Annotated in this window: 24 protein-coding genes; 12 read left to right on the top strand and 12 right to left on the bottom strand. The window is 70.9% G+C overall.

Features of this window, described 5'->3' with window-relative positions; genetic code table 11:
- The first annotated feature begins 237 nt into the window (after positions 1-237).
- Entirely contained in the window at positions 238-2,124 is a 1,887-nt protein-coding gene (gene aspA / locus VLK66_RS17985) for an aspartate ammonia-lyase (protein WP_325310841.1), read from the top strand.
- A 208-nt stretch (positions 2,125-2,332) separates the two neighbouring features.
- On the opposite strand, the gene VLK66_RS17980 is transcribed toward aspA, so the two are convergent.
- The 4 genes from VLK66_RS17980 to msrB form a co-directional block, all read right to left on the bottom strand.
- Entirely contained in the window at positions 2,333-2,833 is a 501-nt protein-coding gene (locus VLK66_RS17980) for a GNAT family N-acetyltransferase (RefSeq protein ID WP_325310840.1), read from the bottom strand.
- Entirely contained in the window at positions 2,808-5,945 is a 3,138-nt protein-coding gene (locus tag VLK66_RS17975) for a WD40/YVTN/BNR-like repeat-containing protein (RefSeq protein ID WP_325310839.1), read from the bottom strand. Before VLK66_RS17975 ends, VLK66_RS17980 begins: the two co-directional genes overlap by 26 nt.
- Positions 5,946-6,223: 278 nt before the next feature.
- Positions 6,224-6,607: a hypothetical protein gene (locus VLK66_RS17970; RefSeq protein ID WP_325310838.1), complete on the bottom strand. Its 384-nt coding sequence runs from the start codon at positions 6,605-6,607 to the stop codon at positions 6,224-6,226.
- Between the two features lie 153 nt (positions 6,608-6,760).
- Complete coding sequence (gene msrB / locus VLK66_RS17965; RefSeq protein ID WP_325310837.1) at positions 6,761-7,171, bottom strand: peptide-methionine (R)-S-oxide reductase MsrB; 411 nt, start codon at positions 7,169-7,171, stop codon at positions 6,761-6,763.
- Between the two features lie 442 nt (positions 7,172-7,613).
- Here msrB and VLK66_RS17960 point away from each other — a divergent pair, with 442 nt between their 5' ends.
- On the top strand, positions 7,614-7,787 hold the full coding sequence (locus tag VLK66_RS17960) for a hypothetical protein (RefSeq protein WP_325310836.1): 174 nt from the start codon (positions 7,614-7,616) through the stop codon (positions 7,785-7,787).
- A gap of 101 nt (positions 7,788-7,888) precedes the next feature.
- On the opposite strand, the gene VLK66_RS17955 is transcribed toward VLK66_RS17960, so the two are convergent.
- The 5 genes from VLK66_RS17955 to VLK66_RS17935 form a co-directional block, all read right to left on the bottom strand.
- Entirely contained in the window at positions 7,889-8,233 is a 345-nt protein-coding gene (locus tag VLK66_RS17955; RefSeq protein ID WP_325310835.1) for a TfoX/Sxy family protein, read from the bottom strand.
- Complete coding sequence (locus tag VLK66_RS17950; protein ID WP_325310834.1) at positions 8,217-8,663, bottom strand: hypothetical protein; 447 nt, start codon at positions 8,661-8,663, stop codon at positions 8,217-8,219. Before VLK66_RS17950 ends, VLK66_RS17955 begins: the two co-directional genes overlap by 17 nt.
- Positions 8,660-9,166 (bottom strand): hypothetical protein, encoded by a 507-nt coding sequence (locus VLK66_RS17945; RefSeq protein WP_325310833.1) that lies wholly within the window; start codon positions 9,164-9,166, stop codon positions 8,660-8,662. Before VLK66_RS17945 ends, VLK66_RS17950 begins: the two co-directional genes overlap by 4 nt.
- A 114-nt stretch (positions 9,167-9,280) precedes the next feature.
- Complete coding sequence (locus VLK66_RS17940) at positions 9,281-9,748, bottom strand: hypothetical protein (RefSeq protein WP_325310832.1); 468 nt, start codon at positions 9,746-9,748, stop codon at positions 9,281-9,283.
- A 175-nt stretch (positions 9,749-9,923) separates the two neighbouring features.
- Positions 9,924-10,295, bottom strand: a complete 372-nt coding sequence (locus VLK66_RS17935; RefSeq protein ID WP_325310831.1) for a hypothetical protein — start codon at positions 10,293-10,295, stop codon at positions 9,924-9,926.
- 355 nt (positions 10,296-10,650) lie between these two features.
- Here VLK66_RS17935 and VLK66_RS17930 point away from each other — a divergent pair, with 355 nt between their 5' ends.
- The 3 genes from VLK66_RS17930 (at position 10,651) to VLK66_RS17920 (ending at position 13,141) form a co-directional block, all read left to right on the top strand.
- Positions 10,651-12,159 carry a glycoside hydrolase family 10 protein gene (locus VLK66_RS17930; RefSeq protein ID WP_325310830.1) on the top strand — a complete coding sequence of 503 codons (1,509 nt, stop codon included), beginning with the start codon at positions 10,651-10,653 and terminating at the stop codon, positions 12,157-12,159.
- A 198-nt stretch (positions 12,160-12,357) separates the two neighbouring features.
- Positions 12,358-12,531, top strand: coding sequence for a hypothetical protein (locus tag VLK66_RS17925; RefSeq protein ID WP_325310829.1), 174 nt, complete (start codon positions 12,358-12,360; stop codon positions 12,529-12,531).
- Between the two features lie 79 nt (positions 12,532-12,610).
- A complete protein-coding gene (locus VLK66_RS17920; RefSeq protein WP_325310828.1) occupies positions 12,611-13,141 on the top strand; it encodes a GNAT family N-acetyltransferase in 531 nt (176 codons plus the stop codon).
- Positions 13,142-13,220: 79 nt separating this feature from the next.
- Here VLK66_RS17920 and VLK66_RS17915 read toward each other — a convergent pair whose 3' ends face one another.
- Complete coding sequence (locus VLK66_RS17915; RefSeq protein WP_325310827.1) at positions 13,221-14,396, bottom strand: saccharopine dehydrogenase family protein; 1,176 nt, start codon at positions 14,394-14,396, stop codon at positions 13,221-13,223.
- A 532-nt stretch (positions 14,397-14,928) separates the two neighbouring features.
- Here VLK66_RS17915 and VLK66_RS17910 point away from each other — a divergent pair.
- The 4 genes from VLK66_RS17910 to VLK66_RS17895 all read left to right on the top strand — a co-directional run bounded on the left by VLK66_RS17910 (position 14,929) and on the right by VLK66_RS17895 (position 18,324).
- Positions 14,929-16,593 carry a M56 family metallopeptidase gene (locus tag VLK66_RS17910; RefSeq protein WP_325310826.1) on the top strand — a complete coding sequence of 555 codons (1,665 nt, stop codon included), beginning with the start codon at positions 14,929-14,931 and terminating at the stop codon, positions 16,591-16,593.
- 18 nt (positions 16,594-16,611) lie between these two features.
- A complete protein-coding gene (locus tag VLK66_RS17905) occupies positions 16,612-16,989 on the top strand; it encodes a BlaI/MecI/CopY family transcriptional regulator (RefSeq protein WP_325310825.1) in 378 nt (125 codons plus the stop codon).
- Between the two features lie 47 nt (positions 16,990-17,036).
- Complete coding sequence (locus tag VLK66_RS17900; RefSeq protein WP_325310824.1) at positions 17,037-17,474, top strand: hypothetical protein; 438 nt, start codon at positions 17,037-17,039, stop codon at positions 17,472-17,474.
- A 349-nt stretch (positions 17,475-17,823) separates the two neighbouring features.
- Complete coding sequence (locus VLK66_RS17895) at positions 17,824-18,324, top strand: Hsp20/alpha crystallin family protein (RefSeq protein ID WP_325310823.1); 501 nt, start codon at positions 17,824-17,826, stop codon at positions 18,322-18,324.
- A gap of 77 nt (positions 18,325-18,401) precedes the next feature.
- Here the strand turns inward: VLK66_RS17895 and VLK66_RS17890 are convergent, their stop codons facing one another.
- Together VLK66_RS17890 and VLK66_RS17885 are read right to left on the bottom strand one after the other, a co-directional pair.
- Positions 18,402-19,490 (bottom strand): aromatic ring-hydroxylating oxygenase subunit alpha, encoded by a 1,089-nt coding sequence (locus tag VLK66_RS17890; RefSeq protein ID WP_325310822.1) that lies wholly within the window; start codon positions 19,488-19,490, stop codon positions 18,402-18,404.
- Between the two features lie 380 nt (positions 19,491-19,870).
- Positions 19,871-20,053 carry a hypothetical protein gene (locus tag VLK66_RS17885; protein ID WP_325310821.1) on the bottom strand — a complete coding sequence of 61 codons (183 nt, stop codon included), beginning with the start codon at positions 20,051-20,053 and terminating at the stop codon, positions 19,871-19,873.
- Positions 20,054-20,373: 320 nt separating this feature from the next.
- Here VLK66_RS17885 and VLK66_RS17880 point away from each other — a divergent pair, with 320 nt between their 5' ends.
- The 3 genes from VLK66_RS17880 to VLK66_RS17870 all read left to right on the top strand — a co-directional run bounded on the left by VLK66_RS17880 (position 20,374) and on the right by VLK66_RS17870 (position 22,606).
- Complete coding sequence (locus VLK66_RS17880) at positions 20,374-20,862, top strand: Rrf2 family transcriptional regulator (protein WP_325310820.1); 489 nt, start codon at positions 20,374-20,376, stop codon at positions 20,860-20,862.
- Positions 20,863-20,962: 100 nt separating this feature from the next.
- Positions 20,963-21,370: a carboxypeptidase-like regulatory domain-containing protein gene (locus VLK66_RS17875; RefSeq protein WP_325310819.1), complete on the top strand. Its 408-nt coding sequence runs from the start codon at positions 20,963-20,965 to the stop codon at positions 21,368-21,370.
- A 132-nt stretch (positions 21,371-21,502) separates the two neighbouring features.
- On the top strand, positions 21,503-22,606 hold the full coding sequence (locus tag VLK66_RS17870) for an alkene reductase (protein WP_325310818.1): 1,104 nt from the start codon (positions 21,503-21,505) through the stop codon (positions 22,604-22,606).
- The last annotated feature ends 21 nt before the right edge of the window (positions 22,607-22,627 follow it).

Genomic DNA, 22,627 nt, shown 5'->3' with positions numbered 1-22,627 from the left:
CCTCCTTCGTTCGGGTCCAGCTTTTCAGCCAGCAGGGGCGGTCCGGGGCGGCAATCTCCGTTCCAGACACGCGCTTGTCGCATCTCCCCCCGCCCGCTACGTTGCGCGCTTTCGATCCCCCGGCGGCGGATGGGGGATCGTGATGGGCCACACGGAGCCGGCGGAGTCAGCGGAGGACTTCGGAACCGTCCGTTGGCTCCGCGGTCCGTGTGACTTTCCTGAGGATGGGGACGGGCGATGACGGCCGAAGCGACCACGGTGTTCGACATGCTGCGCGCGCTGCCGATCCTGGCGGCGCTGGACGACGACGAACTGCGCTTCCTGGCGTCGATCGCCGAGCGGCGGACGTATGCGCGCGGGAGCCACGTCTTTCGCGAGAGCCAGCCGCGGCGCTCGTTCGGCGTGGTGCTGAAGGGGCGCATCGACATCGTGAAGGGGCTGCAGGGGCTGCCGCAGGTGCTGCACGTGCTGGCGGAGGGGGAAAGCTACGGCGAGGGAAGCCTGCTGGACGACTATCCCCACTCCACCAGCGGGGTGGTGCAGGACGACGCCGAGGTGCTGGAGCTGCCGCGCGACCGGCTGCGCGGGATCGCCGAGGAGAACCCGCGGCTCTTCGGCAAGCTGGCGATGGCGGCGGCGCAGCTCATCTCGTCGCGGCTGCGCTACGCCAACGCGCGGCTCACCGGGCGCGGGCTGGGCTACCTCTCCGGCGAGCTGCGCACCGAGCACGATCTCCTCGGGGAACGCGCGCTATCGGTCGATCTCTATTACGGCGTGCAGACTTTGCGCGCGATCGAGAACTTCCCCATCACCGGCATCCCCATCTCCCAGTACCCGCACCTGGTGAACGCGCTGGCGGCGGTGAAGGAGGCGGCGGCGCTGGCCAACCGCGAGCTGGGGCTGCTGCCGGACGAGGTGGCCGACGCGATCGTCCGCGCCTGCCGCGAGCTGCGCGAGGGGAAGCTGCACGAGCACTTCGTGGTGGACGTGATCCAGGGCGGGGCGGGGACGTCGACCAACATGAACGCGAACGAGGTGATCGCGAACCGCGCGCTGGAGCTGCTGGGGCACGAGAAGGGCGACTACCGCTGGGTGCACCCCAACGACCACGTGAACCTCAGCCAGTCGACCAACGACGTCTATCCCACGGCCATGAAGATCGCGGCGAACTGGGCGATCGAGGACCTGACCGCCGCGCTGGGCGAGCTGCGCGACGCGTTCCGGGCCAAGGGCGCCGAGTTCGCCGACGTGCTGAAGATGGGGCGCACGCAGCTGCAGGACGCGGTGCCGATGACGCTGGGGCAGGAGTTCAACGCCTTCGCGGTCACGATCGGCGAGGACATCGACCGGCTGCGCGAGGCGGCGGCGCTGATCCGCGAGATCAACATGGGCGCCACGGCCATCGGCACGGGGATCAACACCGAACCGCGCTACGCCGCCACCGTCTGCGAGAAGCTGTGCGAGGTGACGGGGCTGCAGCTTTCCACCGCGCCCGACCTGATCGAGGCCACCAGCGACACCGGCGCGTTCGTGCAGCTTTCCGGCGTGCTGAAGCGCGTGGCGGTGAAGCTGAGCAAGATCTGCAACGACCTGCGCCTGCTGTCGTCCGGGCCGCGCACGGGGCTGGGGGAGATCAACCTGCCGCCCATGCAGCCGGGCTCGTCGATCATGCCGGGGAAGGTGAACCCCGTGATCCCCGAGGTGGTGAATATGGTGTGCTTCCAGGTGGTGGGGAACGACCTGACCATCACCATGGCCGCCGAGGCGGGGCAGCTGCAGCTGAACGTGTTCGAGCCGGTGATCGGCTTCAACCTCTTCCAGTCGGTGGACATGCTGGTGCGTGGCTCCGTCGTCCTGCGCGAGCGGTGCGTGGTGGGCATCACCGCCAACCGCGAGCGGCTGTACCGCATGGTGTGCGATTCCATCGGCCTGGTCACCGCGCTGGTGCCCTACATCGGCTACGAGCGCAGCGCCGCGCTGGCCAAGGAGGCACTCGCCACCAATCGCGGTGTCTTCGAGCTGGTCCGCGAAAAGGGCTGGCTCTCGGAAGAGCGGCTGGCGGAGATCCTGACGCCCGAGGCGATGACGCGGCCCAGGGCAATGCCGCATCCGGTGGAGGCCTGAAAGAAGGGTTTTACGCCGAGGCCGCCCACCCGGCGAATGAATTCGCGGCAACAACGGCCCGAAGTCCGCCTTCGCGGACTGCTCCCTCACCACACCGGCGGGAGCCGCGGGTTCTCGCGGCCTCGGACGAGCGAAGGAGCCGCCGGAGCGGCAGGATGGTGAGGGGCGAGTCCGCGAAGGCGGACTTTGTGCTTTTGTTGCCGCGAATTCATTCGCCGGGCGTACCCCGCGCCCATACCATCACATCTCCATCGCCCTCGAATCCCGCGCGGTGGTACAGGGTGCGGCTGCGCTGCGTCGGCCAGAGGAAGGCCTGGTGCACGCCCGCGGCGGCGCACTCGTCCAGCGCCGCCGCCAGGAGACGCACGCCGACGCCGCCTCGGGCGGATTCGCGGACGTACAGGTTGGTGATGTAGCCGTGCACCTCCGGCTCATCGACCGGGTTCGGCATCTTCTCCAGCATCTGCAGCCACACCGTCCCGACGATCTCGCCGTCGACCTCCGCGACCCACGCGCGCCACGAATCTCCATCTCCCAATCTTGCGCGCATCCACTCCGCGCAGCGGGGGACGAACGCGTCGCGGTCCTCGTTCGGCGCGGTGATGGCGGCGCGGAACTCCCAGCGCAGCGCCGCCAGCGCGTCCGCATCTTTCGTGGACGCGCGGCGGATGGTCACGGCGACGTCAGATGGACTCGTCGGAATCCTCATCTTCATCATCGTCATCCGCCGGCGCGGGCTGGCCCTGCTGCTGCGTCTGCGGGGACGGATTCCAGCCGGCGGGCTCGGGGCCCAGGATCTCGCGCGCCTGGATCTGCGCGAGGTTCAGCTCGCGGCGCAGCGTCTCGTACCGCTCCGTCGCGTCGCGGCCGATGCGCTGGTCGGCGTTCGTGGTGAGGCCGTAGAGATACTGGATCTGCGCCTGCAGGCCGGGGCGGCTGTAGCGGACCGGCGGCGTGACCAGCACGGCCTCGAGCGCGTTCAGCCGCGTGAGCGAATTCCCCGTCGCCGTGCGCCTGGCCTCGGCGACGCGGGCGACCAGGCGGTTCACCTCCGTCACCATGTCGCGGACGCGCAGGTTGTGCGCGAGCTGCGCTTCCAGATCCCCCTGCGTCACGCCGTCGCGCGCGATCCGCGGGTCGATGGGCAGGACCAGCGGCTGCGTCGCGGTCCAATCCCCCACCGTCATCCGCACGGCGTAGCTCCCCGGCACGACGACGGGGCCGTTGCGGCCGTTCCCGCGCCCCGTGTCCCACGGGCCGGGGAGGGCCAGGTCCCACACGAAGCGGTGCATCCCCGGCGTCTTCGCCAGCACCATCGTTCCCGCGCGCTCGGGCGGCAGGCTCGCGCGCGACGTGTCGCTGCTGAAGCTGCGCAGCACGCGCCCGGAGGCGTCGAGCACGTCCAGCCGCACGTCGCCCGACGGACGCTCGGCCAGCCAGTAGTCGATCATCGCCCCGGACGGCGGATACTGCGGCGCGTCGGGGCGCGCGACGCCGGACTCCGGGCCGCCGAAGCCGCCCGACCAGCGCGCCCGCACCGCCTCGCGCGGCCGGAAGAGCCAGGCGCGCGAGCGGGCGACGGAATCGGCCAGCTGGTGCAGCGGCGTCAGGTCGTCCACGATCCAGAAGCCGCGCCCCTGCGTGCTGAGCACCAGGTCCTGCCGGTGCACCTTGATGTCGGTGACCGGCGTGTGCGGCAGGTTCAGCTGGAACGGCTGCCAGTGCGCGCCGTCGTCGAAGCTCACGTACATCCCGAACTCGGTCCCGGCGTACAGCAGCCCGGCACGCGACGGGTCCTCGCGCACCACCCGCACCGGCTCGCCCGCGGGAATGCCGTTGGCGCCGTCGGTGATCCGCGTCCACGTGCGCCCGTAGTCGCTGGTGCGGTAGACGTAGGGCGCGAAATCGCCCAGCTGGTAGCGCAGCACGGCCACGTACGCGCCGCCGCGCCGGTGCGGGCTGGCCTCCACCGTCTGCACGCGCCCCCCCGGCGGCAGCCCGCGCGGCGTCACGTCGGCCCACGTGCGCCCGCCGTCGCGCGTTACGTGCACGGGGCCGTCGTTGGCGCCCGTCCAGATCACCCCCGGCTCCAGCGAGCTCTCGCGGATCGCGTACAGCGTGCTGTACGTCTCCTCCCCCGTCACGTCGATGGTGATGGGCTCGCCCGACACCTTCGACTGGTAGCGCGGGTCGTTCGCGGTCAGGTCGGGGGAGATGCGCTCCCAGGTCACCCCGCCGTCCGTCGTGCGATGCAGGTACTGCGAGCCGTAGTAGACCACGCGCGGGTCGTGCGGGCTCACCTCCATCGGCGACACGCGCTGGAAGCGGTAGATGAGCTCGCGCGGCGGCATCCCGTAGAGCGACTGCGCGCCGACCCAGTACTGCTGCTCCTGCCCGCTGCGCAGCGACATCCGCGAGAACTGTCCCTTGCACGAGCCGTAGACGGTGTCCGGCCGGGTGGGGTGGGGGATGATGGGCCCCGTCTCGCACCCCGGCCCCTGCCGCCACGTCTGCGCCGGGTCGTCCACCCCGTTCTGCTGCGCGGGGAGCGAGTTCACGATGACGGTGGCGTTGTCCTGCTGCGCGCCGTACACGCGGTAGGGGAACTGGTCGTCCACGTAGACCTGGTAGATCTCGGCGGTCGGCTGGTTCAGCTGCGTGGACCAGGTGCGGCCGCCGTTCAGCGACACGTTGGCGCCGCCGTCGTTGCTCTGGATCAGGATCTCGGGCGTGCGGGGGTTGATCCACAGGTCGTGGTTGTCGCCGTGCGGCGTGCGCTGCGTGGTCCACGTCCGCCCGCCGTCCACGGACTTGTAGAAGCCCTCGCTGCCGACGTAGACCACGTCCGCGTTCGTCGGGTCGGCGGTGATGTTGGTGTAGTAGAAGGGGCGGGAGACGAGCTCGCGCTTGTCGCTCACCTGGCGCCACGTCTCGCCCGCGTCGTCGGAGCGGTAGAGGCCGCCGCCGGGGCTGGCCTCGACCAGCGCGTACACGCGGCGCGGGTCGGCGGCGGAGACGGCCACGTTGCTCTTGCCGAACAGCCCGGTGGGAAGGCCGCCGCCCAGCTTCCGCCACGTGGTCCCCCCGTCGGTGCTGCGGTAGATGCCGCCCTCGCGCGCGCCGGAGATGATCGTCCACGGCTTCCGCTCCCCGCGCCACATCGAGGCGTACACGACGTCCGGGTTCCTCGGCTGGAGCTCGAGATCGACCGCGCCGGTGCTGTCGGAGACGAAGAGCACCTTCTCCCACGTCCGCCCGCCGTCCCTCGTCCGGTACACGCCGCGGTCGCGGTTCGGCGCGAACGCGTTCCCCAGCGCCGCCACGAACACGGTCTGCGGATCGGAGGGATGGATGCGCACCGCGCCGATCTGCCCCGTCGCTGCCAGCCCCGCGTGCGTCCACGTGCGCCCCGCGTCGGTGGAGCGGTAGACGCCGCGCCCGGTGGAGACGTTGCTGCGGATCCCATCCGATCCGGTCCCCGCCCAGACGACGTTCGGGTCGGAGAGGGCGACGTCCACCGAGCCCATCGACGCCTCGCCGAAGAAGGGGTCGGAGACGTTCACCCACGTCTGCCCGGCGTCGGTCGTCTTCCACACCCCGCCGCCGGTGGAGCCCATGTAGAAGGTGTACGGCTGGCTGGGCACGCCGGTGACGGTGGTCACGCGCCCGCCGCGGCTGGGCCCGATCTGGCGGTAGCGCAGGTCGCCGAACAGCGCCGGCGCGAACCCGCCCGCCGGCGCGGCATTCTCCTGCGCGCGCAGGGTGGGATTGGGGACCAGGGCGATGCCGAGCAGCACGGCGGCGGTGGGCCGGAGGCGCATCCCGTCTCCTTCGGTTCGTTCGTGTCGTTGGATGGTGTGGATGGCTGATCGTATACAATCCGGGCGGGGACGGCGCCAGTGCGGAGGGGGTGATCCGGCCCGGCGGGGCTCCCCGGCGAATGAATTCGCGGCAACAAAAGCACAAAGTCCGCCTTCGCGGACTCACTCCCGGGCATCCTGGCGAATGCTCGGGGATCGATGCACCCTCGGGTTTGGCTGGAGGACGGGTGAAGCGGCGGGATGCGGGGCTGGATCTCGCGAGGGCGGCCTGATCGGCCTCACCGCCGCGGCGGCTCGCGGAGGTCCGCCAGCCACACCGGGCGCGGGGTGTTGCTCTCGCGGCAGCGGCGGTCGATCACGGCCAGCACCTCGCCGGCCGTCTTCTCGCGCTCGCCCGGGGCGAAGTGCTTCACCAGCAGCGAGAGCGCGGCGGTGGCGGAGTCGTGGCTCAGCTCGGCGTTGCGGTTCTGGATCTCGCGGATGTACCACTCGGTCAGCTTCCGCGTGGTCTTGATGTACGGGTCGGCGCCGTCGATGAACCCGCGCAGCCCCGTGGGGCTCATCCCGATGTCGCGCGCGGCGTGGCGCAGCGAGGTGGCGTCCACGTACAGGCGGGCCGCCTGCCGCAGCGTATCCGTGGGCGCACCGTCGCGTTGCGGCATCGTTCGTCGCCGGCGTCAGATCGGTAAAAGATTACACTCCCGCCTACCTTAAGCCCCCCCGCCGCCCCGCCGCAAGTAGTTAACGAAGAAAACTGTCACGCGTCGCCATCCGCCGCGGAAGGCGTGGATTTCGCCTCCGCGACGCGCGGCGCTTCAGGACTCCGGGTCCAGCTTCAGCGCCGCCGAGTTCATGCAGTAGCGCAGGCCCGTCGGCGCCGGGCCGTCGCGGAACACGTGCCCCAGGTGCGCGTCGCAGCGGCTGCACACCACCTCGGTGCGTCGCACGAACCACGAGCGGTCGTCGTGCTCGTCCACCGCGCCGTCCGCGGCGGGGCGGGTGAAGCTGGGCCATCCCGTGCCGCTCTCGAACTTGTCGTCCGAGCGGAACAGCTCGTTCCCGCAGCACACGCAGCGATAGGTGCCCTGCCCGTGCTCGTCCCAGTACTCGCCGGTGAACGCGCGCTCCGTCCCCTTCTTCCGCGTCACGTCGTACTGCTCGGGGGTGAGCTGCGCCTTCCACTCGGCCTCGCTCTTCCGCACCTTCTCCTGGACCCTGTCGGCCATCCGCTCCTCCTGGACTATCGAGAGATCTCGCTCGCGCGAGCTGGTGAACTGCAGGTTTCGGGCGTGTTTGGCGCCTGGGCGCCAAACCGGGCTGCGCGCGCGGTAGGGCACGATACTACTGTGCCCAACCGCGCCGGGCCCCCGGCGGATTCGTCGCTTCCGCAGCTTCATCTCCATCCCGCGGCATCATCGCCGCCGCCCCGCCGGGTTCCCGGCCCTCCGGGCGCGCATCCCTCACGCGTCCGGGGTGCATCCGATTGGATGGCGAGGGGTTACGTATCTTCCACCCACGCTTCGTACACCCGCCGCCGCGCTCCGCTCCGTCTCCGCATTGGCCCGCATCGCCCGCCGCCGTGACATCCGCCGCCCCGCCGATGCATATTCGGACGGCAGCCGTGTGCGATCCCGCGCCCGGCCCGATCCCCCAGTCTGGAGAAGAAGCATGGCCAAGCTCAAGCTCGATCTCGAGAACCTCGCCCTGGAGTCGTTCGACAGCGTGTCCGACGTGGCGCCGCGGGAGAAGGGGACGGTGCAGGGCCACGACGCCCCCCAGACGCAGCAGGTGAAGTGCACCTACTTCTGCACCTACGCCTGTCCCACGGGGATGGAGTGCTGAGGCACGGCTGAAAGAAGCATCACACGCAGGAAACGGAGGGAGCTCGGCGTGCACCGGGCTCCCTCCGTTTCCTCCGCTTCCTCCGTGTGATCCGCGGTTCGTCAGCGCTTCTTCCTGCGCCGGGCCGCGCGGGCCACGTCGATCGCCTTGAGCACCCACGGGCGGAGCGCGTCCGCATCCTCCAGCAGGTCGGCGGGAAGCTCGTAGTACCGGATGATCATCCTGCCGTCCTCGAACGGCGCGAACGGCCCCATCCCGGCGGCCTCGAAATCGCCGCGGTTGCTGTCGTCCACCTTCAGGAAGATGGTGTCGTCGTCCAGCACCGCGAAGAACAGCCCGTCGGAGTAGATCCCGACGCCGCCGAACATCCGGCGGTGCGTGACCGCCGGCGCCACGCGCGCCAGCTGCTCCAGCACGAAGTCGCGGTACTCAGCGGTGACGGCCATCGCTCCCCTTCCCCGAAGCCAGCTCCGGCCGGCGGAAGTACGCGGCCGCCCGCTCCAGCAGGTCGCTGTCCGTCTCCACCCCCGTCACCACCTTCGGCAGGCGCCCCGGCGCGGCGAAGACGTACCCGACGGGACGGGGACAGCGCACCAGCCGCAGCCGGCTGTCAGTGCGCAGCTTCACCCACTCGCCGAACCGGTCTTCGGCGGCGACGCCGTGCCCGCGCAGCGACTCGGAGGCGTGCGACCAGTGCCACGAGAAGTCGTCGAGCACCGTCGCCAGGTCGTCGTCCGCATCGACCTGCCCCTGCGCCACCCGGTAGCAGGCGACCACCGTCGGCCCGCGGACTGCGACGGCGGACGTGTCCACCTGCTGTGCGGCGACCGGCGCGGCGGACGCGAGCAGCGCGGCGGCGAGCGCGGCGCTCTTCATCCCCCCGCCTTCTGGCTCCAGTAGAAGCCGGTGCGGCTGAGCGGGTCCAGGAACAGCCAGCCGTGCGGCGGCCCGGCCACCTCGTACGCTTCCAGCCGGTTTCCCGCCTTCCCCAGCATGGTCCGCGGGTTCAGCGTCCACCACGGCGTGAAGCCGGGGCCCACCACCTGCACCGCGCGCGCCTCGTTCAGCGACAGGCGCTTCAGCCCCGACGTCATCCGGTCGTGGTCGGCCGGCTCGTAGGTGAAGCGCACCCAGTGCAGCCCCTGGCGGTCGTCGCGGCGGGTGTGGATCTCGGTGGCGCCGGGCGGCACCAGCGGCGGCAGCGCGTCGGCGCCGGACTTCGGCGCCTGCGCGTACGACGGCCAGAACCCCTGCGGCTGGTCCACGTACGTGCAGACGGTGGGGTACAGGCCGACGAGGACGGCGATGGCGGCGAACACCAGCAGCAGCACCACGTTCCTGCGGCGGCGCAGCCGGTCCTGCTCCGATATTTCCGGCATGGTCGTTGGGATCGGGACGAGGGACGAACGACGTTGGGACGCGCAAAGATAGAGCGCCCCCCGGCGAGCCGCGAGGCCGCCGGGGGGCGCTTCGTCATCCCTCACCCGATGCGGTTACGGCGCGTGGCGGGTGAACACCATCACCGGTTCGGGCGAGAGCGGCGGGAGGCGCAGGATCAGCCGGTTCCCCACCACCTGATAGCCCACCGGGTGCTGCAGCGCCCACTCCTGCGCGTCGAACGGCGAGCGGGCGCCGGCGGCGCGGCGGTCCACGGTCATGCTCCCGCTGGGGTGAAAGCGCAGCTCCCCGCCGCCCGCCTCCACGCTTCCCACCGACTTGCCGTACGCCAGCAGCCCCGGCGCGATGGCCGACTTCGTGAACGTCGCCGACTCCATGCTGAACGCGCCGCCGGGGCCGAACTGCACCGTCATCTGGCGCAGGCCGCCGGGAAGCGAGCCGTCGGTGGGCTGGATGCTCCAGGTGCCCAGCAGCTCCGCGTCGGTGGGCGCGGTGGCGTCGTTCCCGCACGCCGCCAGGGCGAGCAGGGCGGCAAGTGCCAGGGTGATGCGAGGCGTTCGCATGGCCGTCGTCTTCCGGAGTGGGCGGGACCGCTGAGTGAACGCACGAGCGCGGCCGCCCGTGACGGTTTCGGCGGCCGATCGGGATGAGCGGTGGATGAAGCCCGCGCGGCGGGCCGGGGGAGGAGGGCCCGCCGCCGGAGGACGACCCTCCAGCGCCCGGCCCGACGACGGAACCCTACTCCACCTCCACGCCGCGCCCGCGGCAGTCGTCCTGCCCGGGCTCGCGCGCCTGAACCACCTCGCGGATGGCCACGGCGCGAGGATACATCCCCATGTGCCCGAACATCCCGCGGTCGGTGACCTCGGCGCGGACGGTGACGAACACGGTGCCGTACTCGCCGTCCTTCACCAGCTCGCGGTAGCGCGCCATCAGCGGGCCGGCGTCGGACACCCACCACCGCTCGCGGCCGCCGCAGGCGGTGAAGGACTGCTCCTCCCACCGCACCGTGTAGTGGCCGGTCAGCTGCCGCGGCTCGCCGCCGGGCGCCGCCGCCGCCAGGCCCAGCACCCCCGCCGCGGCGGCGATCGCGAGGCTCCGCTTCTTCATCCTGCTCACTGCTCTTCCTGCCTGGTTGAACACCCGGCCTCCCGCGTTACCCTATCCGTAAGACACGTGCAACGCGCGAAAGGTTGCGATTCCCGATCCATCTTTGTCCAATCTCGATCTTCCCGCAATGGACAACGGCCGGGCTCGCATGGAAAAATCGAGGAAGCAGAGAACCCTTCCGCGGCTCGCGCGGCCCATCTTTCCCCGTGAGAGCTGAGACGCTGGTCATCCGGCGCACTCTCGCACTCTCGCACTCTCGCACTCTTCCACTTCCGCACTTCCGTCGGTCGCGCACGGTGCGTGCAGGCTCGCCATCCGGACTGGGTGATTCGTCTCTCCTCGGACCCGACCACTGATGCGCATCCCGATCGCCGTCGCCTGCCTGGCCGCGCTGTCCGCGTGCACGCCGCCCGTGTCATCCCCATCCCCCGCCGCCGATGGGGTGCCGGGGGTGCGGCGCGAGTTCCGCGCCGTGTGGGTGGCCACCGTGGCGAACATCGACTATCCCTCGCGCCCCGGGCTCCCCGTGGACAGCCAGCGCGCGGAGCTCACCGCCGTCCTGGACCGCGCGGCGGCGCTGCACCTGAACGCCATCGTCTTCCAGATCCGCCCCGCGGGCGATGCGCTCTACCCGTCGCAACTGGAGCCGTGGTCGGAGTACCTCACGGGCGAGCAGGGCAGGGCGCCGGAGGGGGGATGGGATCCGCTCGCCTTCGCCGTGGCCGAGGCGCACCGGCGCGGGATGCAGCTGCACGCGTGGTTCAACCCGTACCGCGCCAGCCATCCCACGGAGAAGACGCCGCCCGCGGCCAGCCACATCAGCCGCACGCACCCCGAGGTGGTGAAGCAGTACGGCCACTACCTGTGGATGGATCCCGGCGAGCCGCTGGTGCAGGACCATTCCATCGCCGTGATCCTGGACGTCGTCCGGCGGTACGACGTGGACGGCGTGCACATCGACGACTACTTCTACCCGTACCCGGAGAAGGATTCCGCCGGCGCGACGATCGACTTCCCCGACGAGCCCAGCTGGCAGCGCTACCGCGCCTCCGGCGGCCGCCTGTCGCGCGACGACTGGCGGCGGAGCAACGTGGACCGCTTCGTGGAGCGGATGTACCGCGAGGTGCACCGCGCCAAGCCGTGGGTGCAGGTGGGGATCAGCCCGTTCGGCATCTGGCGCCCGGGAAATCCGCCACAGATCGTCACCAGCTTCGACCAGTACGCCGTCATCTATGCCGACGCGCGCAGGTGGCTGCGCGAGGGATGGGCGGACTACTTCTCGCCGCAGCTCTACTGGCGCATCGCGGCGACGGGGCAGAGCTACCCCGTGCTGCTGGACTGGTGGGAGCGCGAGAACGTGCGCGGGCGGCAGCTGTGGCCGGGCAACTTCACCAGCCGGACGTTCGAGGGAGATCCGCAGCCCTGGCCCGCCAGCGAGGTGATCGGGCAGATCTACGTGACGCGCGGGCGGCTGGGCGGGGGAACGGGGAACGTACACTTCAGCATGAAGGCGTTCGCGCTGAACCGCGACAGCCTGAGCGAGCGCCTGGTGCGCGAAGCCTACCGCGACCGCGCGCTCCCGCCCGCGTCGCCGTGGCTGGCGCGCGGCCGCCCGGCGCGCCCCGCGCTGGCGCTCGCGCGCGACGCGTCCGGCGTGCAGGCGGTGTCCATCCGCGCGGGCGGCGGCGCCGCGCCGATGTGGTGGGCCGTTCGCGCCCGCGCCCAGGACCGCTGGACCACGGACGTCCTCCCCGCCGCGCAGACCACGTGGACGCTCCCCCCCGGCACCGACCAGGCCGCCGTCTCCGCCGTGGACCGCGTGGGGGTGGAGGGCCCCGTGGCGGTGCTGCGGGTGTCGCCGTGACGATGGGTTGCGGAACCCCTCATGCGCGCCGAATGCGCCTTGCGCGATCGTGTGAGACGTTGGTGTGGCGCGCGTAAACTGTTGCGAGTGCAGGAAGCGGCGAATCACCACCCGCTCCGAAGATGCCGCCTGTGGACAGAGTTGACGGGAACGGACTGGTGTTTTAGCTTCAAGGCAACCGAAGACAGGAGGGGTGCGATGCCGACGAGGATCACCCGGCTTTCCCGCGAAGGCACGCGAGAGCTCATCGAAGAGATGAAACGCCCGGCGGCCGATACACCCGAGCGGCGGGCGACTCTCGACGCCGTTCGCGAGATGCGGCCGATGATGGAGAAAGCCATGCAGCGGAAGAAACCGGCCGACAAAGGCTGATCGGTCGGTTCGCCGCTCGCGAGTAACGTGGCAGGTCTTTCAGGCCTGCCATTTCCTTTGCATCGACCTTCAGCCGAACATGCTGCAGAATTCCATCATCGAGAAGATGGAAGGTCCGCCGCCGGCGCGTTTCGACTGCGGGCGGTCCGACCAGAACGCATTTTTCCACGGATATTCGTGGTCGGACCAGCAGGCGAGCCTCTCGACGACCTACCTCATCTGGCGGAGCGGCATTCTCGCGGGATTTGTCACCGTCAGCATGAGTGTTGTTGCGCTCGATCCCCGGGAGCGTGATCCGGTGATCCGTTTTCGTGACGTGAGTGCGCTCAAACTCCTCCAACTCGGGGTCGATCGCGCATTCCAGGGGAGCGGTCTCGGACGGTACGCCGTACGGTGGGCTCTCGGATTGGGCCAGATCGTTGGGGAGAAGGTCGCCTGCCGTTACGTGACACTCGACGCGCAGCCGGATCTCGTGCTGTGGTACGAGCGCCAGGGGTTCGTCCCCAACAAGCTGGCCCAGAAGCGGCGCATCGCCGACGCGCTGCAGCATGGGCGCGACCCTGAGCGCATTGCCGTGAGCATGCGCTTCGATCTTCGCGACATCGAATAAAACATCACCCCCGATGCGTGTCCGCGCCGGGGGCGATGCAGTTTCGTACTTCCGTACTCTCGTACTTCCGTACTGCTGTTCAGCTGTTCGCCCCGGCCGCCAAGCCGCCGGGGAAGCGGCTGGCGCGGATGTCGACGCCGCGCTGGCGGAGCGCCTCGATGTACGGCTCGGCGGGGACGCCCTCGTCCGGCGTCCACACGCCCGGCTCCACGTCGCCGGCGGCCTGGAGCGCGCCGGTGATGGCCAGCGAGTAGCCGGTGGTGCGCATCATCGCGGTGATCCCGGTCTCCGGGTCGAACCGGTCCAGCAGGTCCCAGCGCAGCAGCAGCGGCTGGCCGTCCTTGTCGCCCTCCACCTCCACGCGCAGCGCCACCAGGTCCGGGCTCTGGCGCGGGTCCTTGGTCAGCTTGCCGCCGGCCACCTTGATGAACACGTCGCGCGGCACCACGCGCTGACCCTTCACGTCCACCGCGTCCAGGTCCAGCAGCCCCAGGTCGCGGATGGCCTCCATGATCCGGGCGTGGCCGGGGTAGCGCAGCGTCTTGTACTCCATCGTGGGCACGTCGCCGGCGTAGCGCTGCGCCATGGTCGACAGCCCGCCCGCGGTGTGGAACGCCTCGAGCGTGCCCGCGCCGGGAAAGTCGATCTCCTCGATCTCCGACAGCGCCTTCACCTGCGTGGGCTGCCCGTCGCGCAGCACCCACGACAGGGTGGTGTAGTAGTCCACCACGCCTTCCATGCTGTACACGATCTGGTAATTCAGCGGCGGCTCGGGGTGCTGCGGCAGGCCGCCCACCTTGATGGACACGGAGCGCACGGTGTCCATCTGCCCGATCCCGTGCTGCGCCAGGATGTTCACCATCCCCGGCGCCAGCCCGCTGTCGGGGACGGCGCTCACGCCCTTCTCCCGCGCGCGGTCGTGCTGCCCCTTCTGCTGCAGCACGATCTCGGTGTTCCCGCCCAGGTCGGCGTAGTGGGCGCCGCAGTCGATGGCGGCCACCAGCATCCCCAGGTTGAAGTGGTAGGGGAAGGCGTTCATCACCGCGGCGGCGCCCTCCATCACCTCGCGCACGGCGCCGCGGTCGGTGGCGTCCACCTGCACGGCGGTCAGCCGGCCGCCCAGGTACGGCTGCAGGAACCCGGGAAGCGCGTCCACCTTGAGGTCGGCGATCACCACGTCGTGGCCGGTGTGCCTCAGCAGGTCGTACGCGCACGCGCTCCCCTGCTGACCCGCACCGAGCACCAGCATCCGCATGTCGCAGCTCCTTGATTCGCAAAAAGATACATGTCCCGGACGCGGGGCGGCGCCGGGACGTGGGGCACGCGGGCGCGGTTCAAGCCGCGCGCGAGAGGGGCGGAAGATAGCGGGCGCGGGCGGCGGATGCAAAATCGCGGCAGCGGATGAACCGTGTTGCTCGGCCGGGGAGCCACGGCGGGCCCAGGCTGTCGTGGCGCACCCCGAAGCTCTCCTGCGATGAGTTCTCCCGTTCGCGCAGATCTGCGGATTGAGGCCGGGCGGGCACGATGCAGCCCCTCGGCGCAGATCCCAATCCAGCTACCTCTCCCGGTACGGGAGAGGTGGACGGCCTAAGCCGGCCGGAGAGGGCGCGAGGCCGGAGGACGAGCCAAACTCATCTCCCCCATAGTCTTTCCCTGCTTCCGATCTCCTTCTGCAGATACAACTCTGTCCATCTACTAGAACTATAGTTGACATCTCCGCCGCACCCGATTAGCATCTACTACAAGATTAGTAGATGCGGCGGGCGGACACCTCGTGAGGACCGGCGATGATCGCTTACTGGATGCTGTACTGCGCGGCGGTGGGTGTGCTGCTGAGCCTCGGCGCGCTGGCGCTGGAGCGGGCCGTGCGCCCGCTCGGCTGGGCCACGCGCTGGGGATGGGCGGCCGCGCTGGTGCTGACGCTCGCCGTCCCCGCGGCCGTCCGCCTCCTCCCGACGCTCCGTCCCGCTCGCGCCCCTGCGGCCATCACCCTGCGCGGCGTGGAGGTCGCGGCGACGGTGGCGACGTTGCCGCGCAAGGTGCGCCCCGCGTTCGACCCCGCTCGGCTGGACGCGCCGCTCGCCGCCGTCTGGGGCGCGTCGTCGGCCGCGGTGGTGCTGGCGCTCGCGGGGATGGCGGGCGTGCTCGGGCGCCGCCGCCGCCGCTGGGCGCGCGTGGAGATCGACGGCATCCCCGTCCTCGTCTCCGGCGAGACGGGGCCGGCGGTGGTGGGGCTCCTCCGCTCGCGCATCGTCCTCCCCCGCTGGGCGGTAGACGCCGACCCCGGGGCGCGGCGGCTGGTGCTGGAGCACGAGCAGGAGCACGTCCGCGCGGGCGATCCGCGCCTCCTCGCCCTGGCCCTGCTGGTGGCCGCGCTGACGCCGTGGAACCCCGCCGTGTGGTGGCAGCTGCGCCGGCTGCGCCTGGCCGTGGAGGTGGACTGCGACGCGCGCGTCCTTGGCCGCCGCGCCGACGTGGGCGCCTACGGCGCGGTGCTGCTGGAAGTCGGCCGCCGCACGGTCCACTCCCGCCTGGCCGCGGCGGCCTTCGCCGAACCGGTGTCGTCCCTCGAACGGAGAATCCGCATCATGACCGCACCCCGTGTCCGCCGCCCGCTCCTCCGCGCCATCTCCTTCGGCGCCGTGGCCGCCGCGCTCGCCGCCGCCGCCTGCGAGACGCCCGCGCCCACGCAGCCGTCCACCGCCACCGCGCGCGCCCTCTACCGCGCGCCGGGCGAGGAGCCGAGCTTCCCCAAGATCCCCCTGACGCCGCGCAACGCCGTCGCACGGTATTTCCCGCAGGTGCTGGAGAGCGGGATGGGCGAGAACGAGCGCCTCCTCTTCGTCCTGGCGCCCGACGGGCAGGTGGTGCGGCACGAGCGCATCGCGGCCGGCGCCGACGGCACCGGGCTGGGGACGCTGGCGGGCGACATCCCGAACGGCACCATCCGCTCGGTGGACGTCATGAAGCGCCCCGCCGGCGAGCTGGGGCCGACCCGCGTCGGGATCGTGTGGGTGCAGTTGAAGGGCGAGGGTGAGGCGATGCCGATGCGCCGCAGCGAGACCGGGGCCGACGGCATCGCCCGCGAGACCGCGACGGCCCGGTTCAAGATGCGCGTCTCGGAGGTTGACGGGGGGACGGCCGCGGCCGGGGTGCCGACAAGGACCGAGGCCGGCGGTGCTCCGGACATGGACGACGTCGGAGCGGCGATGCGGCGCTTCTACACGCCGGCGATGGCCGCCGCGGGGCTCACCGGGAGCGCCACCGTCACCTACACCGTGGGTGCCGACGGCAAGGCGCGCGACGTCCAGGTCGCCGCGAGCCCGGCCGAGCTGGAGCCCGTGGCGCGGCAGGTCGTGGCCTCGCTGGTCATGCAGCCCACGCACGGCGCCACACCCGTGCGCATGTACCTGCGCTTCTCGCCCGAGACGCGCGACGCCGCCAGCCGCTGAACGAACCGGGAGCCGGACGTGGAGATCGCATTCACCGACCGCGAGCTGGACGTGATGGGCGTGCTCTGGGACCTGGGCGGCGGGTCCGTGGCCGAGGTGCGCGACCGGCTGCCCGACGACCTGGCGTACACCACCGTGCTCACCGTTCTCCGCACGCTGGAGGAGAAGGGGTACGTGGGCCACGTCGAGGCCGGGAAGGCGTACCGCTACCACCCGCTGGTCCGCCGGCAGGACGCGGGGACCAGCGTGCTGCGCCGCATCACCCGCAAGCTGTTCAAGGACTCGCCGGAGCTGCTCCTCACCCAGCTGGTATCCGACCGCGGGCTGAGCGACGACGAGCTGCGGCGGATGCAGAAGCTGCTGGAGGACCGTCTGCGCGGCGGAGGCGAGGAATGATCCCGCCCCGGCCGAAACCCCCGATCTCCGGATGGAGGGCCCGTTCCATGACCGCGCGCCATCGCTACCGTTTCCTCCCGTTCGCCGTGCTGGCGCTGGCCGGATGCGCGGCTCGCGTGCCCGCCGCCAGCCCGCCCGGCGCCCCGGCTCCGGCGGCCGCGGCGGCCGGGGCCGCGCCCGCTTCGCCGCTTACCCCGCGCGCCGCGCTGGAGCGGTACTATCCGCAGATCCTGGCCGGCGGGATGCCGGCCACCGACGTGGTCCTGCTGGTGGTCTCGCCCGGCGGGCGGGTGATGAAGCACGCCCTGCTGCACACCATGCAGGGCACCACGGGGGTGCAGATCGAGCAGCAGCTCCAGCCGTTCGGCACCGGCATCGCGAACGTGAACATCATCAAGACGAAGCCCGGCGAGCTGGGGCCCACGACCGTGAACATCGCCTGGGCCGATCTCTCCTACGAACCCTCCGAGCCCGAGGCTCCCTAGACCGGGCGGGCCCCGAATCCACGAAGCAGCGCCGGGATCCCGACGGGCCCCGGCCGCGCCGAGAGCCTGGCGCCGTTTGCGAGGCTTTTCGTCGTTTTGGAGATGCGGGCTGCGGCCGATGATCGACGTCGCCAGAAATTCCCGACGTCCACCGCCGTGCTCTGCCGCCGATGCAGAATCGACTGCCGGAATGCGCGGCCGGTTTGTCGTTTTGACTGACGGAAACTGGTCTGCCGCTTGCCTTTTCACGGGGCCAGCCGGCGGGCAGACGACGCCCGCCCCATCGGGAGAGTTCCCGTGTCAACGGCCATTGCGGGCCGATGAACCGTCAACACAGGAGATGAGAACCATGGCCATCACCCCCACCACCAACCGCTGGGCCCCGGCCGATCCGTTCGGGCTGCTGGACCAGGTGTTCGGCAACACCGGCGCGCGCGCCGGCGGCAACCTGATGCGTGCCCCCGAGACCGACGTGGTCGAGACCGAGCGCGAGATCCGCGTGCACGTGGAGATGCCCGGCCTGAAGCGCGACAACATCGAGGTGGACGTGGAGAACAACGTCCTGACCATCCGCGGCGAGAAGCGCGAGGAGCGCACCGAGGGGCAGGACGGGCGCTACCACCTGGCCGAGCGCCGCTACGGCACCTTCGCGCGCTCGTTCGTTCTCCCGCGCGACGTGGACGCCGACGGCATCCAGGCCGCCTTCGAGGACGGCGTGCTGACCGTGCGCATCCCCAAGAGCGAGAAGGCCCGCCGCCGCAAGATCGACGTGGGCGGCAACGCTACCGCCCAGCAGGTGAGCGGCGGCCAGCAGGGCCAGAACGGCAACGGCGAGCAGCAGAACGGCTGATCGCGAGCGGACCACGGCAGCAGGAACGATGTCGGGCCGGCGGCATGTGCCGCCGGCCCGCGTCCCTGTCTGTTTCGTCAGTGCGCCGTGTGCTCCAGCAGCGTATGGAAGTGGTGCGTTCCCACCTCCCGCCGCGGTGAGTAGCGGCCGCGGTGGTAGAGGCGCGATTTGACGCCTTTCTGCACCGCCTCCACCACCTCCTCATCCTCCATCTCCACGCGGTGGAGGCCGGCGCCGGCGCCCTGCTCGCGCTTGGTGGCGTCCCAGACGTAGCTGAGGAACGACACGCGGGTGCGCTCGGGGCCCAGCGGCTGCACCAGGTTCACCGACAGCCCCCACGGATAGAAGTTCAGCATCAGGTTGGGAAAGAGCCACCAGTAGTACGCCGCCACCCGCGTCCCCTCGTCCGGGTGCCCGGGCGGGAGCGCGAACGCCTCGGCGGCGTGCTTCGTGGTGCCCAGCTGCAGGCTGCACCAGTCGAACGTCTCCGTTCGGTACGTGGAGTAGTCCAGCGCGTCGCTGAGAGAGGCGTGCACGTACGGGATGTGGAACTCCTCCAGGTAGTTGTCCACGTACAGCGCCCAGTTGGCCGAGATCAGGTAGTCGCGGCTGGTGGCGGCGTCATAGACGAACTCGTCCAGCGGGAGAAAGCCCACGCGCTCGCGCACCGGCCCGATCCACTCGTCGAACCCGCACGCGGGGTCCAGCGCGGTAAAGTGCAGCGGGCCCCAGCGCTCCAGCGGCAGCCGCGGCAGGTCGTCGGCGGGCGAGGGGAAGTTTTGCACGCCCTCGAACTCGGGCATGAACGTCATCTTCCCGTCCAGCGCGAAGCGGCGGCCGTGGTAGCGGCAGCGCAGCCCGTGCGCGTGCGTCTCGCCCTCGCAGACGACTGTCCCCCGGTGCGTGCAGACGTTGCTCAGGCAGCGCGCCTCGCCGTCGTCGCCGCAGGCCAGCACCAGCGGCTCGTCCAGGCACCCCTCCAGCAGGGTGAACGGCAGAAGGTGTCCGGGCGCCTTCACCCGCTCGGCGCCGCGCACCATCTGCCAGCTGCGCGCGAACACCCGCTCCCGCTGCAGCGCGTACCACGCGGGGTCGTGGTACACCTCCGCCGGCAGCGTCTCCGCGCGGGCGATGTCGGGGTCGATGGTGAAGGGGCGCAGGGGCATGGAGATGCGGCGCGTGCGGGAGATGGCGATTCGTCCGGGGATCCGCCGCCAATGTACGCGCCCGCCGCGGCGCCACCAAGCCGCGCCGCGCCGACGATGATCGTAATGTGATGTGAAACCGGATTCGAGATCGATCGTGCAATTCGGAAGCGCACGTGCGACCTCACCTGTAGATCCTTCGGCCTGCAACCGTCCGTGCGAGGGCAACGACAGTGTGGCCGGCCTCAGGATGACGTCTCTCTGTGCGTTTGTAATGCAGAGGTGATTGCCAGATCCGGTATGAGGAGATGTGCGAAGCCGGGGAGGGAAGACGGCGCCCGTCCGCACCGGAGGCCCGCGCCGGCGGGGGCGTGCGTGCGGGCGCCGGGTTCAGCGGCGGCTCAACAGGCGCAGGGCGACTTCGTGGTGCAGTACGTCTTGCCGCAGTTGGTGTCGATGCAGGTCAGCAGGCTCGAGGCGTACATGTCCTGCGCCTTCACCGTTCCCAGCACCTCGGCCGGCTCGGCCGCGACGAACGACTCGATCGTGAGATCCTCTGCGTTCAGCTTCAGCTTCCTGTTCATGGGATTTCCTTTCGGGTTTGATCGCGAGCGACGCGGGCCATCGGTGACATCACATTATCTGAATACGTCACATTTAACAATGCAGATTGTCTAACCGGATGTGTCGTCATCATCCCCCGCCTTCCGTATCTCCGCTTTCATTCTCGTTCTGGAAGCGGTTGATTCTCTTCCGACGATCCGGGCGGCGTGGTCGAATGTGCCATTGAGCGTCGAAGATGGATGCGTCCGGGCGAGCGGCGGATGGGAGGCATGGCTTGACATCCGGCCTAATCGAAACTAATCTGGTTACAGATTCGGTCCCACGGAGTGGAAGCAGGGAGATGATCAGCAGCAGGGTGGCGGTCGCGGTGCACGTGCTGGCCTACATGGCCTGGAAGCGGTCCGAGGCGGTGACCTCGGAGCGCATCGCGGCGAGCGTGAACACCAACCCCGTGGTGGTGCGCCGCATCATCGGCGCGCTGCGCAACGCCGGGATGGTGAGCGTGCAGCCCGGCGTGGGCGGCGGCGCGTCGCTGGCCCGCGAGCCGGGCGACATTTCCCTGCTGGACGTGTACCGGGCGGTGGAGGACGGCGACGAGCTGTTCTCGCTGCACCCGTCGGAGCCGTCGCGCGCCTGCAACGTGGGCGGCAACATCCGCGACGTGCTGCGCCCCATCTTCTGCCGCGCGCACCAGGCGATGGAAGGGGTGCTGGGCGAGGTCACCATCGCCGACGTGGGGCGCGAGGTGATGCGGCGCGCGGGCATGGACGGCTGCTGCGGCGAGAGCTTCGCCGGGGCGCACGCGGAGGCCGTCCGCCAGCAGGCCTGAGCGGCCACCGCGGACGCGGTTTGCTGTCCATCTATCTGTAACCAAAGCAGTTGCGGTTGACGGTGCGGCGGGAGCGCGGGACCAGGGAGAGGAGGGCACGATGCGGAAGATCGGCGTGGGGATCGACTGGGTCCGGGTGGCGGTGGTGGCGGGCGCCCTCCTTTCCCTGGCCGTGCCGGCGGCGGCGCAGGCCGGGCGGGTGCTGGGGCGGGTGACGGACGCGGTGGGGAACCCCGTGGCCCGCGCGGAGGTGGCGCTGGTGTCCGCGGACAGCGGCGCCGCGCCCCGCAAGGCGACGACGGGGGAGACGGGGGGATTCGACTTCGCGGCGGTGCCGCCCGGGCGGTACACGCTGCGCGCGGCGGCGCCGGGGTTCCACCCCCGCGAGGTGCGGGTGGAGCTGGACCGCGACGCGCGCGAGACGGTGATCGCGCGGCTGCGGACCTCGCGCGGGGTGCCGCGCCTGGCCACGGAGCGCACCGGCGGGAACCCGGCGCCGCGGCCCTGACGGCGACGCGCGGGTGAGGAATCGGGCAGGGGAGACGTGGGGACCGGTGTGTCCGTATCTGCAACTGTAACGATTACGGTTGCGTTTGTGTCACGAACGTGGCGACGACGGGGAAAGGAACCAGGAACGCAGATGAACGGCAGAAACACGGATCGGAATCTGTTCACGCCCTTCCAGCTCGGCCCGTACGAGCTGCGCAACCGGCTGGTGATGGCGCCCATGACGCGCAGCCGCGCCGCCGACGGGAACGTGGTGACGGAGCTGGCGGTGGAGTACTACCGCCAGCGCGCGTCCGCGGGGCTGATCGTGAGCGAGGGAACGCAGGTGTCGCCGCAGGGGGTGGGGTACACAAACACGCCCGGCATCTACGGCGACGAGCAGGTGGCCGCGTGGCGCGGGGTGACCAACGCGGTGCACGCCGGGGGCGGCCGCATCTTCGCGCAGCTCTGGCACACGGGGCGGGTGTCGCATCCGTCCTTCCACGGCGGCGAGCTCCCCGTGGCCCCCTCGGCCATCGGCTTCGAGGGGCAGGTGTTCACGTACGAGGGGATGCAGACCTACGTCACCCCCCGCGCGCTGGAGACGGAGGAGATCGCCGGCGTGGTGGAGCAGTTCGCCCACGGCGCGCGGAGGGCGTACGAGGCGGGGTTCGACGGGGTGGAGCTGCACGGCGCCAACGGCTACCTGATCGACCAGTTCCTGCGCGACGGCAGCAACCAGCGCACCGACCGCTACGGCGGCAGCCTGAACAACCGCGTGCGCTTTCTGACCGAGGTCACGCAGGCGGTGGTGGACGTGTGGGGCGGCGACCGCGTGGGCGTGCGCCTGTCGCCCCGCGTGGCGGCCAACGGGATGTCCGACTCGGACCCCGAGGCCACGTTCTCTTACGCGGCGTACGCGCTGAACCCGTTCGGGCTGGCGTACCTGCACGTGATCGAGGCGCTCTCCGGGCCCATGGCGGCGCCGGGGCCGCGGGTGACGCCGGCGCTCCGGGCCATCTTCCGCGGCCCGCTGATCGCCAACGGCGGCTACACGGGCGAGGCGGCCGGCGAGGCCATCGCGCGCGGCGAGGCGGACCTGGTGTCGTTCGGGGCGGCGTTCCTGGCCAACCCGGACCTGCCGCGCCGCCTGCGCGAGGGGGCGCCGCTGAACGAGCCGGACCGCGCCACCTTCTACGGCGGCGACGCGCGCGGCTACACCGACTATCCCACGCTGGACGAGGTCGCCGCGAGCTGAGCGCGGCGGACGGGCCGCCCC

This window comes from Longimicrobium sp., from assembly GCF_035474595.1.
Lineage (GTDB): Bacteria > Gemmatimonadota > Gemmatimonadetes > Longimicrobiales > Longimicrobiaceae > Longimicrobium.
Note: the sequence above shows the minus strand (reverse complement) of the source record. Positions and strands in the feature narration are given on the sequence as shown.

Coding starts and splice junctions, on each gene's coding strand:
- msrB (WP_325310837.1), bottom strand. CDS start 7,171: ATGGCCGACAGGGTCCAGGAGAAGGTGCGGAAGAGCGAGGCCGAGTGG.
- VLK66_RS17930 (WP_325310830.1), top strand. CDS start 10,651: ATGCGCATCCCGATCGCCGTCGCCTGCCTGGCCGCGCTGTCCGCGTGC.
- aspA (WP_325310841.1), top strand. CDS start 238: ATGACGGCCGAAGCGACCACGGTGTTCGACATGCTGCGCGCGCTGCCG.
- VLK66_RS17945 (WP_325310833.1), bottom strand. CDS start 9,166: ATGCCGGAAATATCGGAGCAGGACCGGCTGCGCCGCCGCAGGAACGTG.
- VLK66_RS17955 (WP_325310835.1), bottom strand. CDS start 8,233: ATGGCCGTCACCGCTGAGTACCGCGACTTCGTGCTGGAGCAGCTGGCG.
- VLK66_RS17900 (WP_325310824.1), top strand. CDS start 17,037: ATGACCGCGCGCCATCGCTACCGTTTCCTCCCGTTCGCCGTGCTGGCG.
- VLK66_RS17880 (WP_325310820.1), top strand. CDS start 20,374: ATGATCAGCAGCAGGGTGGCGGTCGCGGTGCACGTGCTGGCCTACATG.
- VLK66_RS17940 (WP_325310832.1), bottom strand. CDS start 9,748: ATGCGAACGCCTCGCATCACCCTGGCACTTGCCGCCCTGCTCGCCCTG.
- VLK66_RS17935 (WP_325310831.1), bottom strand. CDS start 10,295: ATGAAGAAGCGGAGCCTCGCGATCGCCGCCGCGGCGGGGGTGCTGGGC.
- VLK66_RS17870 (WP_325310818.1), top strand. CDS start 21,503: ATGAACGGCAGAAACACGGATCGGAATCTGTTCACGCCCTTCCAGCTC.
- VLK66_RS17890 (WP_325310822.1), bottom strand. CDS start 19,490: ATGCCCCTGCGCCCCTTCACCATCGACCCCGACATCGCCCGCGCGGAG.
- VLK66_RS17960 (WP_325310836.1), top strand. CDS start 7,614: ATGGCCAAGCTCAAGCTCGATCTCGAGAACCTCGCCCTGGAGTCGTTC.
- VLK66_RS17950 (WP_325310834.1), bottom strand. CDS start 8,663: ATGAAGAGCGCCGCGCTCGCCGCCGCGCTGCTCGCGTCCGCCGCGCCG.
- VLK66_RS17975 (WP_325310839.1), bottom strand. CDS start 5,945: ATGCGCCTCCGGCCCACCGCCGCCGTGCTGCTCGGCATCGCCCTGGTC.
- VLK66_RS17925 (WP_325310829.1), top strand. CDS start 12,358: ATGCCGACGAGGATCACCCGGCTTTCCCGCGAAGGCACGCGAGAGCTC.
- VLK66_RS17920 (WP_325310828.1), top strand. CDS start 12,611: ATGCTGCAGAATTCCATCATCGAGAAGATGGAAGGTCCGCCGCCGGCG.
- VLK66_RS17885 (WP_325310821.1), bottom strand. CDS start 20,053: ATGAACAGGAAGCTGAAGCTGAACGCAGAGGATCTCACGATCGAGTCG.
- VLK66_RS17875 (WP_325310819.1), top strand. CDS start 20,963: ATGCGGAAGATCGGCGTGGGGATCGACTGGGTCCGGGTGGCGGTGGTG.
- VLK66_RS17915 (WP_325310827.1), bottom strand. CDS start 14,396: ATGCGGATGCTGGTGCTCGGTGCGGGTCAGCAGGGGAGCGCGTGCGCG.
- VLK66_RS17910 (WP_325310826.1), top strand. CDS start 14,929: ATGATCGCTTACTGGATGCTGTACTGCGCGGCGGTGGGTGTGCTGCTG.
- VLK66_RS17895 (WP_325310823.1), top strand. CDS start 17,824: ATGGCCATCACCCCCACCACCAACCGCTGGGCCCCGGCCGATCCGTTC.
- VLK66_RS17970 (WP_325310838.1), bottom strand. CDS start 6,607: ATGCCGCAACGCGACGGTGCGCCCACGGATACGCTGCGGCAGGCGGCC.
- VLK66_RS17980 (WP_325310840.1), bottom strand. CDS start 2,833: ATGAGGATTCCGACGAGTCCATCTGACGTCGCCGTGACCATCCGCCGC.